Annotated in this window: 11 protein-coding genes and 2 pseudogenes; all 13 read left to right on the plus strand. The window is 63.2% G+C overall.

Annotated elements, in window-relative coordinates; all coding sequences use genetic code 11:
* Positions 1-21 precede the first annotated feature (21 nt).
* The 13 genes and pseudogenes from N0Q91_RS27500 (at position 22) to N0Q91_RS27560 (ending at position 16,020) form a co-directional block, all read left to right on the plus strand.
* A complete protein-coding gene (locus N0Q91_RS27500; RefSeq protein WP_275598731.1) occupies positions 22-849 on the plus strand; it encodes a phosphogluconate dehydrogenase C-terminal domain-containing protein in 828 nt (275 codons plus the stop codon).
* Positions 850-918: 69 nt separating this feature from the next.
* A pseudogene (locus N0Q91_RS27505) lies at positions 919-1,861 on the plus strand (D-ribose ABC transporter substrate-binding protein).
* Between the two features lie 165 nt (positions 1,862-2,026).
* Positions 2,027-2,671 carry a DUF2291 family protein gene (locus N0Q91_RS27510; protein ID WP_275598732.1) on the plus strand — a complete coding sequence of 215 codons (645 nt, stop codon included), beginning with the start codon at positions 2,027-2,029 and terminating at the stop codon, positions 2,669-2,671.
* Complete coding sequence (locus N0Q91_RS27515; protein WP_275598733.1) at positions 2,668-4,218, plus strand: sugar ABC transporter ATP-binding protein; 1,551 nt, start codon at positions 2,668-2,670, stop codon at positions 4,216-4,218. Before N0Q91_RS27510 ends, N0Q91_RS27515 begins: the two co-directional genes overlap by 4 nt.
* Positions 4,218-5,282 carry an ABC transporter permease gene (locus tag N0Q91_RS27520; RefSeq protein WP_100672412.1) on the plus strand — a complete coding sequence of 355 codons (1,065 nt, stop codon included), beginning with the start codon at positions 4,218-4,220 and terminating at the stop codon, positions 5,280-5,282. The genes N0Q91_RS27515 and N0Q91_RS27520 overlap by 1 nt, the downstream gene beginning before the upstream one ends.
* Before the next feature lie 6 nt (positions 5,283-5,288).
* A pseudogene (locus N0Q91_RS27525) lies at positions 5,289-6,322 on the plus strand (Gfo/Idh/MocA family protein).
* Positions 6,319-8,238, plus strand: coding sequence for a D-apionate lactonase (gene apnL / locus N0Q91_RS27530; RefSeq protein WP_275598734.1), 1,920 nt, complete (start codon positions 6,319-6,321; stop codon positions 8,236-8,238). The pseudogene N0Q91_RS27525 and the gene apnL overlap by 4 nt, the downstream one beginning before the upstream one ends.
* Positions 8,239-8,359: 121 nt before the next feature.
* Positions 8,360-9,118 carry a Tll0287-like domain-containing protein gene (locus N0Q91_RS27535; RefSeq protein ID WP_100672409.1) on the plus strand — a complete coding sequence of 253 codons (759 nt, stop codon included), beginning with the start codon at positions 8,360-8,362 and terminating at the stop codon, positions 9,116-9,118.
* Positions 9,115-11,868, plus strand: a complete 2,754-nt coding sequence (locus N0Q91_RS27540) for an ATP-binding response regulator (RefSeq protein WP_275598735.1) — start codon at positions 9,115-9,117, stop codon at positions 11,866-11,868. Before N0Q91_RS27535 ends, N0Q91_RS27540 begins: the two co-directional genes overlap by 4 nt.
* Positions 11,869-11,892: 24 nt before the next feature.
* On the plus strand, positions 11,893-12,258 hold the full coding sequence (locus N0Q91_RS27545) for a response regulator (protein ID WP_100672407.1): 366 nt from the start codon (positions 11,893-11,895) through the stop codon (positions 12,256-12,258).
* Positions 12,259-12,266: 8 nt separating this feature from the next.
* Positions 12,267-13,829 carry an adenylate/guanylate cyclase domain-containing protein gene (locus tag N0Q91_RS27550; RefSeq protein ID WP_275598736.1) on the plus strand — a complete coding sequence of 521 codons (1,563 nt, stop codon included), beginning with the start codon at positions 12,267-12,269 and terminating at the stop codon, positions 13,827-13,829.
* 123 nt (positions 13,830-13,952) lie between these two features.
* Positions 13,953-15,248, plus strand: coding sequence for a hypothetical protein (locus N0Q91_RS27555; RefSeq protein ID WP_033046208.1), 1,296 nt, complete (start codon positions 13,953-13,955; stop codon positions 15,246-15,248).
* Positions 15,235-16,020 (plus strand): COG3904 family protein, encoded by a 786-nt coding sequence (locus tag N0Q91_RS27560; RefSeq protein WP_275598737.1) that lies wholly within the window; start codon positions 15,235-15,237, stop codon positions 16,018-16,020. Before N0Q91_RS27555 ends, N0Q91_RS27560 begins: the two co-directional genes overlap by 14 nt.
* Positions 16,021-16,077 lie beyond the last annotated feature (57 nt).

The raw sequence follows: 16,077 nt of genomic DNA on the forward strand, positions 1-16,077 counted from the left end.
GAGATAGCTGAGGAGTTGCGAATGACATCGATTGCCCTGTTCGGCGCCGGCGGGAAGATGGGCTGCCGCCTGGCCAAGAACCTCAAAGGCTCGCGTTTCGACGTGCGCCATGTCGAGGTGAGCGAGGCGGGCAAGGCGCGGCTGGCCGACGAACTCGGGCTTCAGGCCGTCGCTGCCGATGAGGCGCTGGACGGTGCCGAGGTGGTCATTCTGGCGGTGCCGGATACGGCGATCGGCAAGGTTGCTTCCGCGATTGTGGATAGACTGAAGCCCGGAACGATGGTCATCGTCCTCGATGCGGCGGCACCCTATGCCGGTCATCTGCCGGAGCGCGGCGATCTTACCTATTTCGTTACCCATCCCTGCCACCCGCCGATCTTCAACGACGAGACGGACCCGGCGGCCAAGCGCGACTTCTTCGGCGGAGTCGCCGCCAAGCAGCACATCGTCTCCGCGCTGATGCAGGGGCCGGAAGAGGCCTATGCGCTCGGCGAGGAGATCGCAAAGGTCATCTGGGCGCCGGTAATGCGCTCGCACCGGGTGACGGTCGAACAGATTGCGCTGCTGGAGCCGGGCCTCTCCGAAACGGTCTGCGCCTCGCTGCTGGTCGTGATGCGCGAGGCGATGGAGGAGTGCGTCAAGCGTGGCGTCCCGAAAGAGGCCGCGCGCGACTTCCTGCTCGGCCACATGAACGTGCTCGGCGCCGTGATCTTCGACGAGACGCCCGGCGTTTTCTCCGACGCCTGCAACAAGGCCATCGAATTCGGCAAGCCGATGCTCATGCGCGAGGACTGGAAACGCGTCTTCGAGCCGCAGGAGATCGCCGACAGTATCCGCCGCATCACCTGATCGCGCGAACGGAATACCGGAGCCTGTGAGGACAGCTCCGACGTTTTTTCAACCTGGGAGGAAAAGCAGATGAAACTGACACGCAGAATGACCATCGCCGCTTTCGCGGCGGTATTGGCGGCGAGCTCCGCCATTCCGGCCTATGCGGCCGATCTCATCGCCATCATCACGCCGTCGCACGACAACCCCTTCTTCAAGGCCGAAGCAGTGGGTGCCGAGGCCAAGGCGAAGGAACTCGGCTACGAAACGCTGGTCCTCGTGCATGACGACGATGCGAACAAGCAATCGCAGCTGATCGACACCGCGATCGGCCGCGGCGCCAAGGCGATCATTCTCGACAATGCCGGCTCTGAAGCGTCCATCGCGGCCGTCCAGAAGGCGAAGGATGCGGGCGTGCCGTCCTTCCTGATCGATCGTGAGATCAATGCGACCGGGGTCGCCGTCTCGCAGATCGTCTCCAACAACTATCAGGGCGCGCAGCTCGGTGCCGAGGAATTCGTGAAGCTGATGGGCGAGTCCGGCAATTATGTCGAGTTGCTCGGCCGCGAAGCCGATCTCAACGCCGGCATCCGTTCGAAGGGCTACCACGACGTCATCGACGAATATCCGGAGATGAAGATGGTCGCGCAGCAGTCGGCGAACTGGAGCCAGACCGAGGGCTACAGCAAGATGGAGACGATCCTTCAGGCCAATCCCGACATCAAGGGCGTTATCTCCGGCAACGACACGATGGCCATGGGCGCGATCGCCGCATTGCAGGCGGCCGGCCGCAAGGACGTGATCGTCGTCGGCTTCGACGGCTCGAACGACGTTCGCGAACTCGATCAAGTCCGGCGGCATCAAGGCCACCGTCCTGCAGCCGGCCTACGCCCAGGCGCAGATGGCGGTGCAGCAGGCTCACGAATACATCACCACCGGCAAGGCGCCGGCGGAAGAAAAACAGCTCATGGACTGCGTGCTGATCAACAGCGAAAACGCCGACCAGCTCGAGACCTTCGCGCTGGCGGATTGATCGGCTCCAGGGAGTTGCAGCGGGAGCGGGCGAAAACCGTCCGCACCCGCTAAGCCTTCGAATCTGCGCACCGTGCTTACCGAAAACCGGTTCCGCTTTTCGGGCCGATGCGCTGGGCACGCGGCCGATACGCTGCGCGCCTGTCCTGTCATGGAGTGAATTTCGATGCCGAAGTTTAAGGTCGCGGCCGCATTTGTGGTTGCGGGCGTGATGGCACTCTCGGGCTGCAAGATCATCAAGACGCCGACTGCCGAAGAGGCCGCCGAGGCTGCCTCCGGCGGCTTCAATCCCAATCGCATGGTCGCCGAGATCTGGGACGCCGAAGTGCTTCCCTATCTCGACAGAAAGGCCGGTCCGTTCGTCGAAGTGACAGCTCTCGCCGAGAGCGATCCGCAGGCGGCGGGTGCCAAATACGGCCACAAGGAAAAGCAGGGAAGTGCCCCCTGGACTTTTGCGGCGCGTCTCTCCGGCACCATCGTCAAGGCCGAGACGAAGTCGCGTTCGGCCTATGTGGAAGTCGATGCGAACGGCGACGGCAAGGCCGACGCACGCGTGCAGATCGGCCCGGCGATCCGCGGCACGGCGATCCGCGACAGCCTCGACTTCGTCAACTTCAACGAATTCAAGAACCAGATCGAGTGGGCGCAGTTCGGCAAGGCCTTCAACACCCATGTCAACGGACTGGTGCTGGAAAAGCTGTCCCGCGACGGACTTGTCGGCAAGAAATTCGACGCTGTCGGCGCTTATCCGCTGCCCGCCAAGGGCCAATTGCCGCTGTTCGTTCCGGCTCAGCTGACGGTGGGTGGATGATCATGCACCCAGCAGACGTCGACAATTGCGTCCTGCGCCTCGAAGACGTGACGAAGGTCTATTCGGGCATCGTTGCGGTGCGCCATGCGAACCTTTCGCTCCGGCCCGGCGCCGTGAACGTGCTCGTCGGCGAAAACGGTGCCGGCAAGTCAACCCTGATGCGGATCATCGCCGGCGTCGAGAAGCCCTCGCTCGGCCGCATCCTGCTCGACGGCCAGGAGGTGGAATTCCATTCGCCCGCCGACGCGCAGCGCCACGGCATCGGCATGGTCTTTCAGGAACTCAACCTGTTCGGCAACCTCTCGGTTGCCGAGAACATCTTCGCGACCCGTGAGCTGACCCGGGGCATTCGCGGCATCGATCATCGCGCGCAGGTCGAGAGGGCCACCGGGTTCCTCGACAGGCTCGATGCCGGGATCGATGCCGAGACGCTCGTCGAAGACCTGCCGATCGGGCAGCAACAGCTGGTGGAGATCGCCAAGGCGATCTCGCTCGATACGCGCATCCTTATTCTCGACGAGCCGACGTCGGCCCTTTCGGCGGCGGAGGTGGATGTCCTTTTCAAGGTCATCCGCGAGCTGAAGGCGCAAGGGGTAGCGATCGTCTACATTTCTCACCGGCTCGAAGAGCTGATGCGGATCGGCGACTACATCACCGTGCTCAGGGATGGACAGATCACCGGCCACGCCATGGTCAAGGACATCGACACCAGATGGATCGTCCGGTCGATGATCGGCTCGGACGCGAAGGACTTCGCCAAATCGGTCGACCACCGCCTCGGGGAGGAGGCGTTCCGCGCCGAGGAGATCTGCCTGCCGCGCCGGACCGGCGGGCTCGCGGTCGACCATGTCTCGATCTCGGTCCGTGCGGGCGAGGTGTTGGGTATCTACGGGCTGATGGGGGCCGGCCGCAGCGAGTTCTTCGAATGCGTCATGGGTCAGCACCCGCATTCCTCGGGGCGGATCTTCGTCGGCGGGACGGAGGTCGACGCCAGCGACACGTCGGGCAGGATCGCTGCAGGATTGGCGCTCATTCCGGAAGATCGCCAGCGCGAGGGTCTCGTCCAGGCGCTTTCCATCGCCAGCAATCTGACGCTTGCGAGCCTCGACCGCTTCGTGCGCTTCGGCTTCCATATTGTCGGCGCGCGGGAGCAGGCCTCGATCGTGGCGGCCATCCGCGATCTTTCCATCAAGGCACCCAACCCAGACTTCGAGGTGACCTCGATGTCCGGCGGTAACCAGCAGAAGGTCGTCATCGGCAAGGCCCTGATGACCAAACCGAAGGTGCTGCTGATGGACGAACCCAGCCGTGGCATAGATGTCGGCGCCAAAGCGGACGTCTTCCGCACCATGCGCCGGCTTGCCGGCGAGGGGCTCGCCATCCTCTTTTCCACCTCCGACCTCGAAGAGGTCATGGCGCTCTCCGACCGCATCGCCGTCATGAGCAACGGACGGCTGGTCACGGTCATCGACCGCGCGGACGCGACGGAAGAGATGATCGTGAAGGCTTCGGCCGAGGGTCATAAAACGACAAGGGAACACGCCTGATGACGACGGCAACGACAACCACCAACGCAACCGACGCGACGAGCGGCTCGGTGCTGCTCACATTGATGAAGCTCAGGACGTTCATCGCCCTCTTTGCGGTTATCGCCTTCTTCTCGATCTTCGCACCGAACTTTCTTTCGACCGCCAATCTGATCCTGATGTCGAAGCATGTGGCGCTCAACGCCTTCCTGGCCATGGGCATGACCTTCGTCATCATCACCGGCGGCATCGATCTTTCCGTCGGTTCGATCGTCGGGCTCTGCGGCATGGTGGCCGGCGGGCTCATCCTCAACGGCATCGATCTGCAGTTCGGCTACACGGTCTATTTCAACGTCGTCGAGGTCTGCCTCATCACGCTCGCCGTCGGGATCGTCATCGGCGCGGTCAACGGGCTCCTGATCACCAAGCTCAACGTCGCACCCTTCATCGCCACGCTCGGCACGCTTTATGTCGCGCGTGGCTTTGCCCTGCTTTCATCGGGCGGCCAGACATTCCCCAACCTCGTCGGCAAGCCGGAACTCGCGACGACGGGCTTTGCCTTCCTCGGTTCCGGCCGGCTTCTCGGTCTGCCGGTTTCGATCTGGATCCTCATCGTCGTGGCGCTCGCGGCCGCGTACGTGGCCAGATACACGCCGATCGGCCGGCATATCTTCGCCGTCGGCGGCAACGAGCGTGCCGCCCGCATGTCCGGCATCCGGGTCGACCGGGTGAAGATGTTCGTCTATATGTTCTCCGGCTTCTGCGCGGCGATCGTCGGACTGGTCATATCGTCGGAACTCATGGCCTCGCACCCGGCGACGGGCAATTCCTTCGAGCTCAATGCCATTGCCGCAGCGGTTCTCGGAGGCACGTCGATGTCCGGCGGCCGCGGGACGATTGGCGGCACCATCATCGGCGCCTTCGTTATCGGCATTCTTTCCGACGGTCTCGTGATGATGGGCATCTCGTCCTTCTGGCAGATGGTCATCAAGGGGATCGTGATCATCGTCGCCGTCGTGGTGGATCAGGCGCAACGCCGGCTGCAGCAACAGGTCACGCTGATGCAGCTTGCGAAAAAGGGGTGACGGGGCATGACAGATCTCAAAGGCGCGCTGATCGGCTGCGGGTTCTTCGCAGTCAACCAGATGCACGGCTGGCGTGACGCCGAAGGGGCACGCATCGTTGCGATCTGCGATCGCGACCCCGAGAGGCTGAAGGCGGTTGGCGACGCGTTCGACATTCAGCGGCGCTACACCTCGGCCGAGAACCTTTTTGCCGATGGCGGCTTCGATTTCGTCGACATCGCGACGACCGTGGGAAGTCACCGGGCGCTGGTGGAAATGGCCGCACGACACGGGGTCGCGACGATCTGTCAAAAGCCGATCGCGCCCACCATGGAGGACGCCAAGGCAATGGTCTCGGCTTGCGCGAAATCAGGCGTGGCGTTCATGGTTCACGAGAATTTCCGCTGGCAGTCGCCGATACGGGCGGTAAAGGCGGCGATCGACAGCGGCGCGATCGGCGAGGTGTTCTGGGGTCGGATAAGCTTCCGATCGGGTTACGACGTCTTCTCCGGCCAGCCCTATCTCGCCACGGGCAAGCGCTTCATCATCGAGGATCTCGGCATTCATGCGCTCGACGTCGCGCGCTACATCTTCGGCGATGCGACGGCGGTGACCGCGCGCACGCGCCGAGTCAATCCCGCGATTGCCGGCGAGGACGTCGCGACGATGCTCCTGGACCATGACGGGGGATCACATCGATCGTCGACTGCAGCTACGCGACCAGGCTGCCGATCGAGCCCTTTCCCGAGACCCTCGTGGAGGTGGACGGGAGCAAGGGCACCTTGCGGCTAACGCAGGGCTATCACCTTGCCGTTCACGCGAAGGGGGCTACCAAGCTGACGAATGTGGAACCGCCCGTCCTTTCCTGGGCGTCGCCTCCCTGGCACAACATTCAGGAGAGCGTCGCGCTGATCCAGCAGCATTGGATCGAAGCCTTGCGGGCCGGACGCGAGCCGGATACGTCCGGCCGCGACAATCTCGAGACCTTCGCCCTGGTCGAGGCCTCCTATCTGAGCGCGGCGGAAGCGCGAACCGTCTCACTCGCGGAGGTTCTCGGATGACGGTCTCCCGTGCCTTTCTCCTCTTCGGCACCGACGAGAAGGAGCCGGAGGCGCGCAGGATCGAGGCGGGCCGCTTGAGCGCCGATTTCGTTAGCGGCAATCTGCGCACGATCCGCTTTGCCGGCAAGGAGGTACTCAGGGCCATCTCCTTTCTCGTCCGAGACCGGGATTGGGGTACCTGCGAGGCGGAAATCGGCGACCTGACATTTGAGGAGGGCCGGGCCGGGACAGTCGTTCGGTACTCCGCCAGGTTCCGGTCGCCGGACGGGGCTCTTCTCGATTGCAGCGCGACCATCGACCTGAAGCCCGACCGCCTCGTCTTCGGCGCGCGCTTCACGCCGGATCGCGATTTCGAAACGGCGCGCGCCGGCTTCGCCGTCCTGCATCCGATCGTCGGCCTTGCCGGGCGGCCGGTCGAGGTGGAGCATGGAGACGGCACGGTCGAACGGTCGGTCTTCCCGGACCTCATCGAGCCCTGGCAGCCGTTCATGGACATCGCGGCAATTACTCACGAAGTGTCGCCCGACATCAAGGCCGAGTGCCGCTTCGCCGGCGACGTGTTCGAGATGGAGGACCAGCGAAACTGGACCGACGGCTCCTACAAGACCTACGTGCGCCCGCTGGAACTGCCCTGGCCCTATCTGCTGAAGGCGGGTGAGACGGTGCACCAGGGCGTGACGCTTTCGATTCTCGCGGCTGAGGACACCGTCGAGCCGGAAGAGCGCAGGCAAGGCAAAATTCGCCTTTCGCTCAGGCGCGATGCGGGAAGGTTGCCGGAGATCGGCATCGGCCTGCGGCCGGACGCTGCAACCGAAGAGCTGGACAATGCGGGGCTTCTGAAGCAGCTCGGCGCACGGCATCTCGTCTGCCATTTCGATCCGGATGCCGGTCACGGTCTGGCTGACCTTCGGCACTTCCGAGGCGTGGCCGACGCGTCGGGCTGCGCGGTGACGCTCGAATGTTTCGTTCCATGCAAGCGACCCCTCGATGCGGAACTCGGCGAGATCGCGCAGCTTGTGCGCCAGAGCGGCCTCGACCTCGCAAGCCTGGCCGTCTCTCCCTCGGTCGACCGGCAGTCGACGCCGCCCGGTAGCGTCTGGCCGGAATGCCCGCCGCTCGAAGACATCTATGCGGCCGCTCGGAAGGCATTTCCGGGCGCGCCGCTCGGCGGCGGCATGTTCAGCTATTTCACCGAGCTCAACCGTAAGCGGGTGCCCGCCGAAGGACTTTCCTACGTCACCCACTGCACCAGCCCGATCGTCCATGCGGCCGACGACACGAGTGTGATGCAGACCTTCGAGGCGTTGCGGGATGTAACCCGGTCCGTCCGCGCGATCTATGGCGCGAAGCCCTATCGCATAGGTCCCTCCACGATTGCCATGCGCCAGAACCCCTATGGCAGCGCGACGAAGGACAATCCGTTCGGCAAGCGGATCGCCATGGCGGCGCGGGACCCCCGACATAACGCGCTCTTCGGCGCTGTCTGGACGCTTGCCTATGCCGCGACGGTTGCCGATGCGGAGCCCGAGCTATTGACGCTTTCGACGCTTACGGGACCATTCGGGCTGATCGCCGGGGCCGGGGAGCCCGTCGAAGCCGGTCGGACGAGACCGCTGTCTCATGTGCTGACTTGGCTCGCGCAGCTGTCGGACGGCATGCGGATCGCGGTCGAAACATCCGCGCCCGAATGCGTTGCCGGCCTTGGTGCGGTGTTGAATGGAACGACCACCTTGTTGCTTGCCAATCTTACACCCGATCTGCAACGGGTGATGCTTCCCGAGGCCGGCGCGCTTAGCCTTACGCTTCTCGATGAGAGCTGGTTGCGCGATGGCGCGGAGGAACCGGAGGCGAAAGCGCACCAAAGCGACAGCCTCGACCTGCCCGCTTATGCGGCTGCCCGCATCGATATGCAGTGATTCACGTCGGTCCGATGAAGGCTTGAGCGCGAAAGCGCGAGAGCGACGACTTCTGAAGACTCCTTCCACGCGCCCTCCTGTGGTATCCTCTCGGCTTGCGCTTCCTCCTGGGGGTAAGAAAATGGAAGCTCTTGCAGCCCTGGCGCGAAACTGCATCGTCACGCTATTGTGCGGTTGCGCGCTCTTCGCACCTTCGCTTGCTGCCGAGGAGGCCGATGACGTCGCGACCGGGACGCGGCTTGCCGAATTATTGCGAGCCGCCCGAAACGTTCTTTCGAATTACCAGTCGCTCATCAATGACCCGGCAATCGGAGACAAGAAACTCGACGGTGAGCGGTTCACGGCCGAAGCGATCGCCCTTTATGGCGAGCGCACCGGCCATCCGTTGATCTCGGATGATCTCGGCGATCGCGACCGCAAGCTTCTCCAGGCGCAGATCGAGGCGATGCGGGAAGTCGTGAATGAAGAGCAGGACGACATAAACCGCCCCGGGATCGGGTTCAAGGGTTTCGTCCCGGCCATTTTCGCGCGTCTGATGAACGAGAAATTTGCCGTCAAGGCGGGCAATGAGGCGCTGGTCCGCGTGACGGCGCCGGAGGTTCTGGTGCGCAACCGCAAGTCGCTTCCCGATGCCTGGGAGGCCCGGGTCATCAACGAGGTCTTCTCGGATCCGCAGAGGCCGAAGGGTGAACTCTATACGGAAGTGACGCAGGTGAACGGCCGCCCGGCGTTCCGGATGCTGCTGCCGGAATATTACACGGAGTCCTGTCTTTCCTGTCACGGTTCGCCGAAGGGTGAAATCGACGTCACCGGCTATCCGAAGGAAGGCGGCAAGGCCGGCGATCTGGGCGGTGCCATCAGCATCGTCTTGTTCAAATGAGCGCGCTTGGGCATGAGCTCCGGTCGACACAGGCCGCCCGGCCCGCGAAAAGGCTCGACAGCCGGATCACCGATCTGCCGATCTCTGCCCGCGTGGCCGCGCTCACAGCGGCCGGCCTGATCAGCCTTGTCCTTTCATCCCTGTTTCTCACGCAGGCGCTTTATCGCAGTGCCGAGCGCATGGCCGAAACCAGGGAGCTCTTCGATCGGGCGGCATCGGCCGCATCGGCCCATGTGGCATTCGGCGATCTCAGATATTGGCTGACCGATCTCTCCGTCAGTCTGCTGATGAACTCACAGCGCAACGCCGACGAGGCCCGCGAACGGTTGCAGGAACAGTTGGCGGGCCTTGCAAAGCACGCGCCCGAGGCGGTGGAGGCAATTCGTACGGAAGTCGACGCTTATGTCGAAACGGCTCTGCAGGCAGCCGACAGTTACACCCAGGACAACCGCATCGTCGGCAACGCCTTGCTGGCAAAGGCGCGCACCCACAGCGGCAAGGTCGATGCGGATCTCAACAGGCTCGTGGAACAGGTAAAGGCCGAGGCGGAAGCTGCCCGCAACGAGGTCGTCGTGCAAACCGAGAAGACAGCCACGACCGCGGCCATCCTGGTGGGCGGCGTGGTGTTGATCGGTTCGCTGCTGACGCTCCTCGTCCTGCGCTCTATCGTCGGCCCGCTGCGGCGCCTCAATCGCGTCATCGGCGACCTGACGGAGGGACGTTACGACGTCGATATCCCCGAAGAGGGCGGCGACGAACTGGGAGCGATGGCAAGGACGCTTTCGCTCTTCCGGGAAAGCGCCATCGAAAAGAAAAAACTCGAAGACGAAGCGGAGCGGCAGCGGCGGACGATCGCAGCCGCGCTCGAGGTGATTTCGGATGGCTTCGTCCTCTATGACTCCGAAGACAGGATCCTGGTCGCCAACAGCAAATATTGCGAAATCTTCCCGAGCCACAAGCCGAACACGCTCCGCGGCAGGAGCTTCCGCGAAATCGTGGAGCAGAACCTCGAGATGGGCCAGGTGGATCTCGAAGGCAAGTCGCCGCAGGAGTGGGTCGACGAGCGCGTAAGGCTGCATCGGGACCCTGCCGGCCTCGTCGACGAGAAGCGGTTCGGCGACAAGTGGGTCCGCATCAGCAAACGCAAGATTCCGGACGGCGGAACGGTCGCCGTCTACACCGACATCACCGAGCTCAAGCAGCGGCAGGTCGAACTCGAGCGCGCGAAGAGCCACGCCGAGTTGGCAAACGAGGCCAAGAGCCAGTTCCTCGCCTCCATGAGCCACGAGTTGCGCACGCCCCTCAATGCGATCATCGGCTACAGCGAGATGCTGATAGAGGAGGCACGCGATCACGAGGATGAGGAGCTCGTTCCGGACCTCGACAAGATAGCGTCCGCGGGTCGCCATCTTCTTTCGCTCATCAACGACATTCTCGACCTGTCGAAGATCGAGGCGAACAAGATGGAGGTTTTCCTCGAGACCTTCAGCGTTGCCGATTTGCTCCGTGACGTTGCGGCGACGGTCGCGCCGTTGATGGCCAGGAACGGAAACGAGTTCACGCACGACTTCGAAGCCGATCTCGGCGAGATGCATTCCGACCAGACCAAGCTGCGCCAGAACCTTTTCAACCTGCTCAGCAATGCGGCCAAGTTCACGAATGGCGGGCGAGTGACCCTGAGGGTCCGGCGGGAGCAAAGATCGGACCGCGACTGGCTTGTGTTCCAGGTCTCCGACACCGGCATCGGCATGTCACCGGAGCAGCAGGAACGGCTTTTCAATGCCTTCACCCAGGCCGATGCCTCCACCACCCGAAACTACGGCGGCACGGGCCTGGGCTTGAGCATCACGCGCAGCTTCTGCCGCATGATCGGCGGCGTCGTTACCGTCGAAAGCGAATTCGGCAAGGGTTCCATGTTCACCATGGAGGTGCCGGCGCAGTGCGAGAGAGAGGCCGACGGGCCGTCGGCCGCACCCGTACCACAGGTCGGGTCGGGCCGCACCGCACTCATCATCGACGACGAGCCGGCTGCCCGCAGTCTTATCGCAAAGGCACTGGCGGAAGCGGGCCTCGCTTCGATCGAGGCATCGAACGGACAGGAAGGATTGGCTGCCGCACGCAAGCATCGGCCAGACGCGATCATCCTCGATATCATCATGCCGCATCAGGACGGCTGGTCGGTCCTGCGCGCTCTGAAGAACGATCCCGAATTATGTACGATCCCGGTGATCCTGGCGACGATCCTGGCGGACCGCGAGCTGGGTCTTTCGCTCGGCGCGGTCGAATATCTGACGAAGCCGATCGATACCGACAAGCTGGTCCGGACGATCGAGACATTCGGGAGCGGCAAGCACGACGTTCTGGTCGTCGACGACGACCAGGCCTCCCGCGAGTTTCTCAGGCGCATTCTGGTCAAGAGAAAGTGGACCGTACACGAAGCGGGCGACGGCATCCGCGGACTGGAAATGATGAAGCGGATTCTGCCGCGTCTCGTCCTGCTCGACCTTCTGATGCCGGAAATGGATGGGTTCCAGACGCTCAGCGAAATGCAGAGGATTCCGGAGCTGCAGAACATTCCGGTGGTGGTGGTCACGTCGAAGGACCTCTCCGCAAACGAGCTGAAATGGTTGCGCGACCGCGCCGTCGCTGTCGTGAACAAAGGCGCAAACAGCCGCTCCCAACTGGTCGCGGCACTCGAACGTCAGATCGGAACGGGCGCTTCGGTCGGCAAAGCCCTCGCGGACGGCTGAACATATGCAGGAGGAGAGCCGCAAATGACGAGAATCCTTCTGGTGGAAGACAATGAAATGAACCGCGACATGCTTTCCCGGCGGCTGTCTCGCCGGGGCTTCGACGTGCTGATTGCTGAAAACGGAAAGGCCGGCGTCGAACTTGCCGCATCCGAAAAGCCGGACCTGATCCTCATGGATATGAGCCTGCCGGTGATGGATGGCTGGGAAGCGACACGACGGATCAAGGCCAATCCGCTGACATCCGGAATACCGGTCATCGCCCTGACGGCGCATGCAATGGCGAGCGACCGGGAGATGGCGCTTGAAGCCGGCTGCGACGATTACGACAGCAAGCCGGTCGACTTGCCCCAACTCGTTCGCAAGATCGAGCGGCTGCTCGCGGTATAGGTGGGAAAATGACCACCGGCAACGACTTCCAGCACCAGGCGATCGCCGCTCACGTGGCCCAGCGATTGGCCGGCCCGGCGCGGGCAATCCTGGGTTTCCAGGAACTGCTGATCGAGCAGGCGCGGGATCTCGGTTTGATCCACATTAAGAGCGATCTCGACCGGATCGGTGCTGCAGCAAGGCAACTGAACGGCTTTATCGATCGCCTTCTCGAGGGCACTGCCTGCGCTCTGGAGGAAGGAGAAGCGGAGGCGGAGGCAAGACTCCGCCACGACCTGCGCACGCCGCTCAACGCCATCATAGGCTATTCCGAAATGATCCTCGAAGAGGCAGGCGATGCGCCGGAGCATGCGCTGAAGGAAGACCTCCATGTAATACTGTCGGCGGCGGCAGAGCTCCTGAGGCAGGTCGACGCCATCGCCAGTCTTTCGCGCGGGGAAACGGTCGAGATGCTTCAACCGGGGGAACGCGCCGAAATCGACGCGGCAGGGCTCGAGCGACTTCTGTTCAAGGCACAAGAGATTGCATGGCCGGAGCAGGGGGGCAGGATCCTCGTCGTCGACGACGTGGCCAGCAATCGTGATCTCCTGTCCCGGCGGCTGCGGCGCGAAGGTCACCGCGTGGTCACCGCCGAATCCGGACTGTCCGCGCTGGCGAAATTGGCCGAGGGCGAGTTCGACCTCATCCTGCTCGACATTCTGATGCCGGACATGAACGGCATCGAGATGCTGTCGCGATTGAAGTCCGAGGAGCGATGGAAGCACGTACCGGTCATCATGATCTCGGGTTTGAGTGATGTCACGGCGGTAGCCCGCTGCATCGAGGCCGGCGCCGACGATTATCTGACGAAGCCTTTCAATCCGATACTTCTGCGCGCGCGGATCAACTCCACGCTCGAGAAGAAGCGCTGGCTCGACCGGGAGCATCGCTACCTCCAGGAGATAAAAGCGGAAAAGCTGCGGGCGGATTCCCTCATTCGCGCGATCCTGCCCGACCAGATCGTTGCGCGGCTGCAGGATGGCGAAGAGATCATCGCCGACCGCTTCGAAGAGGTCTCCATTCTATTTGCCGACATCGTCGGCTTTTCGCCCATTGCAGCAAGATCGACTGCTTCCGATCTGGTCAGGCGCCTGGACGGAATGTTCAGGAGGTTCGATCTGCTTACGGAGCAGCACCATGTCGAGAAGATCAAGACTATAGGAGACGCCTATATGGCCGCCTGCGGGATTCCGGAGCCTGCGCCGGATCATGCCGACCGGGTCGTGGCCCTCGGAAAGTCCATGCTTCGATCCTTGCAGGACACGGAAGCCGGGCCCGACCGTTTTCGGGTTCGGATCGGAATCCATACGGGGCCGGTCGTCGCCGGACTGATCGGGCGGCTCCGGTTCGTCTACGACGTTTGGGGAGAGACGGTGAACATAGCGAGCCGGCTCGAATCCCAGGGGGTGGCCGATTGCATACAGATCTCCGAGGCCACGAGGCGCGCGCTGCGCAGTCAATGGACGCTCGAGCGCCGTTGCGCTCTGGAGCTGCGAGGCATAGGCGCAGTCGAGAGCTACCTCGTTCGATGACGCCTCCGGTTCCCCGGGGAGGTTCTTTCCGGCATCCCGGCTCTTCACCCTGCGGGCAGCCTTTATTCCGCCCGTTTCTTCATTCTCTGTTAAGGAATACATTCCTCTGAGGAGATGGTGCTCATGGCCCTCGGCGCATCCCAACGTTTGCATGACGGCGTTGCGGCCGTGGAAACCATGACGCGTTTTGCACTTGCGGTGCTGGCGCTTGCCTCGGGCGTCTATACCTATCTCGGCGTCCGCAGCATTCTCGACGGCTCCCCGACGTCGGTCTTCTTCGCGGCGATCATCTACTCGGCCTCGGTTTCCGTCGGCATCTACGCCTTCTGGTCCTATATGGCCCGCTTCTATCCGCATGTGACCAACCATACGGGCCGGGCCGCCATGCTGGGCGTGATGGCTCTGGGTGCGGCGATGATCATCGCCATGTCGAGCTGGCTCAATGCGGCGGCACTGGCAGGTTCCGCCGCGCTCGAACAGCATCTCGCGGAAACGGTGGAGGATTACACCGCCGACCTGGACCAGGCGCATCAGAACGCGCTTGCGGCCCAGAGCCTGCTGCCCGATATCCAGCGCGCATCCGAACGATTCGCCCAGCTTGCCGCTTCGGAGCGGCAATCGGGCGCGCTCACCGGCACGACGGGGTCCGGAAGCGTGGTGCAGCTTCTGTCGCAAATGTCGGCGCAGATGAAGGATCTGGAAAACGGTATCAACGCCTCCCGCGAACAGGTGACGATACTCTTCAACCAGGGCCAGAAGCGGCTCGAGACGATGCGGACGCTGGTTTCCGCGCCGGGTGCGGTCGCACCACGCGCCGATCAGTTCTCCTCGGAAGTGGTGGCGCTCACAGGCGTCATAACGTCGCTCGGGCAGACTTCGATCGCGCCTTCGATCCGCCGCGCCGCAGACGACCTGTCGCTCGGCTTCATCGCACCCGTGGCCGACGGCGGCGATGCCGATCTCGTCAATCGCCAGGACCGGGTGATGGAGACTGTACGAGCCTCGGTGGCAGCGCAATCCAAGGTTCTCTCCGAAGCGGCTGACGAAATACTGGCGCGTGCGCCGGTGGCGGAGCGGCGTTTCGTTCCGCTTTCATCCGCTGAGGCGGTGCTGCGCTATGCGACCGATTTCATTCCCGCCTGGGCGGGCGCCATTTCCATCGACCTGCTGCCGGGCGTGCTGGTCTTCATTCTGGCCGCAGTTCACAGCGCCATCCGCAAGCAGGAGGAGAAGCTGCCCTTTGCCGAGCGCATCACGGCGGCCGAGCTCCTGCAGGCCTTGGAAGTGCAGCGCGCCGTGACGGCGAATGGCGGGCAACTCGGCGACATAGTCGCTCAGGCGGAAGCGGAGGAGCCGAACAACATCACCAGCCTCGACCCGAGGACGCGTGCAAAGGATCGGTCGCATGAGGATCGATGAAGCGATCAAGGCGCTGGTCCGGATCGACGACGGTGTGCTGATGCGCGGCGCCTTCTTCGCGATGCTGGCGGCCGCGGGGGTCTTCCTGCTGATCGACCTGCGCGAAATCTCCGCGATGAATGCCGGACTGCCCGGTTTCGATCCGATGCTCGAGGATCGGCCGGTCCTGCCTCCGGCATTGACCGAGGCTGCGCCCAACGGCCCGCCAGTCCAACCGGGAAGCTCCGACGAAGTGCTGCGCCAGCCGATGAGGTTCGATCTCCGATCCGGGGGCGTCCTGCTCGCCGAGGGCACGATCGACCTCGGCGCCGGTTCGCGCTTCGCCGAGGAGATCGAAGCGCGCGGCGAATATGTGAGGATCGTGGCCCTCAACTCGCCCGGTGGTTCGGTGGACGATGCGCTCGCGATGTCGAAACTGATCCGCGAGAAGAAGCTCGATACCAAGGTGGCATCGAAGGCGCTCTGCGCGTCATCCTGCCCGATCGTTTTTGCCGGGGGTGTCGCGCGTGTGGCGGAAAAGGACGCACTGATCGGCGTGCATCAGGTTTTCAGCCGCGGCGAGGAACGGCCGACACCGGCCCAAGCCATGTCCTTCGCACAATCCACCACGGCCAGAGTCGCCCGCCATCTCGATACGATGGGAGTAGGCCCCGGCCTCTGGATCAACGCTCTCGAAACACCGCCGGACCGGCTCTATTACCTGACTGAAAAGGAGATGGTTGATTTTCATCTGACCACGGAGCCGGTCGCGACAGCCAAGACGAAGGGTTAGGTGCAGCGGTTTTCGGGCGGAGATGTGTAATATTTAAAGGCGTTTCACGTCTTCATT

It is taken from the genome of Sinorhizobium prairiense, assembly GCF_029201645.2.
GTDB classification, from domain to species: Bacteria; Pseudomonadota; Alphaproteobacteria; order Rhizobiales; family Rhizobiaceae; genus Sinorhizobium; species Sinorhizobium meliloti_A.

Coding starts and splice junctions, on each gene's coding strand:
- N0Q91_RS27500 (WP_275598731.1), top strand. CDS start 22: ATGACATCGATTGCCCTGTTCGGCGCCGGCGGGAAGATGGGCTGCCGC.
- N0Q91_RS27510 (WP_275598732.1), top strand. CDS start 2,027: ATGCCGAAGTTTAAGGTCGCGGCCGCATTTGTGGTTGCGGGCGTGATG.
- N0Q91_RS27515 (WP_275598733.1), top strand. CDS start 2,668: ATGATCATGCACCCAGCAGACGTCGACAATTGCGTCCTGCGCCTCGAA.
- N0Q91_RS27520 (WP_100672412.1), top strand. CDS start 4,218: ATGACGACGGCAACGACAACCACCAACGCAACCGACGCGACGAGCGGC.
- apnL (WP_275598734.1), top strand. CDS start 6,319: ATGACGGTCTCCCGTGCCTTTCTCCTCTTCGGCACCGACGAGAAGGAG.
- N0Q91_RS27535 (WP_100672409.1), top strand. CDS start 8,360: ATGGAAGCTCTTGCAGCCCTGGCGCGAAACTGCATCGTCACGCTATTG.
- N0Q91_RS27540 (WP_275598735.1), top strand. CDS start 9,115: ATGAGCGCGCTTGGGCATGAGCTCCGGTCGACACAGGCCGCCCGGCCC.
- N0Q91_RS27545 (WP_100672407.1), top strand. CDS start 11,893: ATGACGAGAATCCTTCTGGTGGAAGACAATGAAATGAACCGCGACATG.
- N0Q91_RS27550 (WP_275598736.1), top strand. CDS start 12,267: ATGACCACCGGCAACGACTTCCAGCACCAGGCGATCGCCGCTCACGTG.
- N0Q91_RS27555 (WP_033046208.1), top strand. CDS start 13,953: ATGGCCCTCGGCGCATCCCAACGTTTGCATGACGGCGTTGCGGCCGTG.
- N0Q91_RS27560 (WP_275598737.1), top strand. CDS start 15,235: ATGAGGATCGATGAAGCGATCAAGGCGCTGGTCCGGATCGACGACGGT.